This window comes from Pseudomonas sp. (assembly GCF_050739995.1).
Lineage (GTDB): Bacteria > Pseudomonadota > Gammaproteobacteria > Pseudomonadales > Pseudomonadaceae > Aquipseudomonas.
The window spans coordinates 1-3,329 of sequence record NZ_JBOICG010000473.1; the positions used below are offsets into that span (position 1 = coordinate 1).

Annotated in this window: 5 protein-coding genes; all 5 read right to left on the reverse strand. The window is 59.2% G+C overall.

The window, feature by feature from the left end:
• A partial coding sequence (locus tag ACRESD_RS15680) for a pantoate--beta-alanine ligase (RefSeq protein WP_431751761.1) occupies positions 1–107 on the reverse strand: 107 nt, incomplete at its 3' end.
• The gene (gene panB / locus ACRESD_RS15685) at positions 104–904 is read right to left on the reverse strand and encodes a 3-methyl-2-oxobutanoate hydroxymethyltransferase (RefSeq protein ID WP_431751757.1); all 801 of its coding nucleotides are present in this window, start codon (positions 902–904) and stop codon (positions 104–106) included. The genes ACRESD_RS15680 and panB, both read right to left, overlap by 4 nt.
• Before the next feature lie 278 nt (positions 905–1,182).
• Complete coding sequence (folK, locus tag ACRESD_RS15690) at positions 1,183–1,668, reverse strand: 2-amino-4-hydroxy-6-hydroxymethyldihydropteridine diphosphokinase (RefSeq protein ID WP_431751758.1); 486 nt, start codon at positions 1,666–1,668, stop codon at positions 1,183–1,185.
• Between the two features lie 2 nt (positions 1,669–1,670).
• Positions 1,671–3,059, reverse strand: a complete 1,389-nt coding sequence (locus ACRESD_RS15695) for a polynucleotide adenylyltransferase PcnB (protein WP_431751759.1) — start codon at positions 3,057–3,059, stop codon at positions 1,671–1,673.
• A gap of 71 nt (positions 3,060–3,130) precedes the next feature.
• A partial coding sequence (locus ACRESD_RS15700) for a hypothetical protein (RefSeq protein WP_431751760.1) occupies positions 3,131–3,329 on the reverse strand: 199 nt, incomplete at its 5' end.

The window sequence follows — 3,329 nt, forward strand, 5'->3', positions numbered from 1 at the left end:
CCGCTGTGCAGGTTGCCCATGGTCGGCACAAAGCCAATGCGCTTGCCCGCACTGCGGGCGTGAGCCACTGCGGCCCGTAGTTCACGTACGGTTTTTACGGTGTTCATGCAGAGAATCCGTGTTCGGCACCCGGGAAGGTGACAGCTTTGACTTCGCTGACATAGGCGCTCAATGCCGCGTGGATGCTGTCCTGGCCGGCCATGAAGTTCTTCACGAACTTGGGCACATGGCCGCTCATGGACAGGCCGAGCATGTCATGCACCACCAGTACCTGACCATCGGTCGCGGAGCCGGCACCGATGCCGATGACCGGTACTTTGACGGCTTGGGTGATTTCTGCAGCCAGTTCACTCGGAACGCACTCCAGCACGATCATTGCCGCGCCCGCCTGTTCCAGGGCAATGGCATCGGCGCGCATCTGACGTGCCTGGGCTTCATTACGGCCTTGTACCTTATAGCCGCCGAGGATATTCACCGACTGGGGCGTAAGGCCCATATGCACGCAAACCGGAACACCGCGCTCAGCCAGCAGGCGGATCGAATCGGCAAGCCACACGGCGCCTTCGATTTTGACCATGTGCGCGCCGGCTTGCATCAATTTGCCCGCGTTCTGGAACGTTTGCTCGACGGTGGCATAACCCATGAACGGCAGGTCGGCGATGATGAACGCGCCGTTGTTACCGCGCTTGACGCTGGCGGTGTGGTAGGCAAGTTCGTCGGTGGTAACAGGCAGGGTGCTGTCATTCCCTTGAAGAACCATGCCCAGGGAGTCGCCCACCAAAAGCACCTCGACCCCGGCCTGGCAGCTGGCGTGGGCGAAGGTGGCGTCGTAGCAGGTCAGCATGGTGATTTTTTCACCTTTGAGCTTGAGGTTCTGCAAGGTGGTCAGGGTAATGCTTGGCATGAAAAGGGTCCTCGTTCAGGCGCTTGGAAACAGCGAGTAACGCGCGTGAGTCTTCGTTTATACAGGCGCACTGTCTTGAGAGCAGTGCTTATAAGGCCTGGATTGCGCCCTTCAGCGCCGGTATGGCGGTAGCGGGACGCCTATAGTCGTGAGGAGGACACGGGAAGTCAATTGGATGTGTTACCGCATTGTTACGATGGCGGTGTTACCGCTGTTACTGACGCGATTCAGCAGGGAAATACGGTTTTTACCGCACCGAAGCTCCCACATTGACCGAGTCAGTCTTGCGGGATGCGTTCCAACCCTACAAATGGACAGGCCGTCAGCAGGTCGCTGAAGTATTGGCCATCAGGCAGTTTCAGGTCGATGGGCGCCAGCTCTGCCAGCGGATACAGCACAAACGCCCGCAAATGCATCTGGTAGTGGGGCACCTTCAGGCGCGGCTCATCGATCAGGCGATCACCGAACAGCAAGATGTCCAGGTCCAGCGTGCGCGGGCCCCAACGCTCCAGGCGTTCACGACCCTGATCGTTCTCGATGGCTTGCAGCGCCTCGAGCAGTTCCAGTGGCGCCAGGCTGCTATCCAGGGCCGCGACGGCATTGGTGTAGCGCGGCTGGCCCGGGAGCAGGGAGTCACTTTGATAGAACGCCGATACACCGGCGAGGGTTGTACCTGGCAATAGCGCCAACGCCTGGATGGCGTTGCGCAATTGCTGTTGCGGGGCCGCGAGGTTGCTGCCCATGCCGACGTAGATCCGTTCCACGTTTATTCGCCCGAAGCATCGGCGCCGCTGCGCTTGCGCTTGGTTCCACTGCGGCGCCGTTTTTTCGGACCTTCGCCTTCACCTTTGCTGCCGAGGTCGCGAATCATGTCGCGGCGCTGGCTATCGTTGGCGTCCTGGTAGTCCGTCCACCATTCGCCCAGGCCATCGGTCTGTTCGCCGGCGCTTTCGCGCAGCAACAGGAAGTCATAGCCTGCGCGGAAACGAGGGTTGTCCAGCAGCAAGTCGGCGCGTTTGCCACTGCGGCGCGGCAGGCGCTCCTGCATGTCCCAGATCTCACGGATCGGCATGGTGAAGCGTTTCGGAATGGCAATGCGCTGGCACTGATCGGCGATCAGCTCGTGAGCGGCTTCCTGCATCGCAGGAATAGGCGGCATGCCACGGTCCTGCAGGCGCAGTACACGCTTGGGCAGTGCCGGCCACAACAGGGCGGCAAACAGGAACGCAGGGGTCACCGGTTTGTTCTGCTTGATGCGCAGGTCGGTGTTGATCAGCGCTTCGCTGATCAATGTGTGGGTGTACGTCGGGTTATATTCCAGGGCCTCGGCGCTGGCTGGGAACAGGGGATCGAACAACTGCAGGTCGACAAGCATCTCGAACGTGTCGGCGGCGTAGCCCGAGAGGAACAGCTTCAGCACTTCCTCGAACAAACGCGCCGAAGGAATTTCGCGCAGCATGGGCGCCAGTTCGCGAATCGGCGCGGCGGTGTGCTTCTCGATACCGAAGTTCAGCTTGGCGGCAAACCGCACCGCTCGCAGCATGCGTACCGGGTCTTCCTGGTAGCGCTGAACCGGGTCGCCGATCAGGCGGATCAGGTTGTTGCGAATGTCGTGTACACCATTGGCGTAATCGAGGATGCGCTCGCTGACCGGGTCGTAATACAAGGCGTTGATGGTGAAGTCGCGGCGTTGCGCGTCTTCTTCAAGGGTGCCATAGACATTGTCCCGCAGGATGCGCCCGCTTTCGTTGCGGGAAGACTGGTTGGTGTCTTCCTCTTCATCGTTTTGCGGGTGGTTGGCGCGGAACGTCGCGACCTCGATGATTTCCCGACCAAAGTGGATGTGCACCAGTTTGAAGCGGCGGCCGATGATTCGCGCATTGCGAAACTCGGCGCGCACTTGCTCGGGCGTGGCACTGGTGGCGACGTCGAAGTCCTTGGGCGTGATATTGAGCAACATGTCGCGTACGCACCCGCCCACCAGGTAAGCCTGGTAGCCGGCGTTCTGCAAACGTTCGACGATGTTCACTGCATAACGGCTGAATTGAGCGCGTTGCAGCGAATGCTGGCTGCTATTGAGCACTTCAGGCGTGCTGCGTTTGTGTTGCGTACGACGCAAGGGAGAACGGAATGACTGGAACAACTTCTTCAGCATGGGATGCACTGTTTGAAGGAATGTTCGGCCATAACGAAGAATGACCGCATGATGGGCGGGGATTCTAGCATTTAGTCAGGTGATGGTGTAGGAACAAGCTGCAAGGCTTGAGCCAGAAGCCTAAAGATGTTGCGCAGGGGGCAAATTGCAGAAACTACAAGGGGAGCCGAAGCTCCCCCAGAAGTAGTTGCGTGCTCTATTTTTATTATTGATTTCGGGCTTCTTGTTTTTGTTGATCGCCCTCGCCATGAAGCTTCACCTTCATGACAC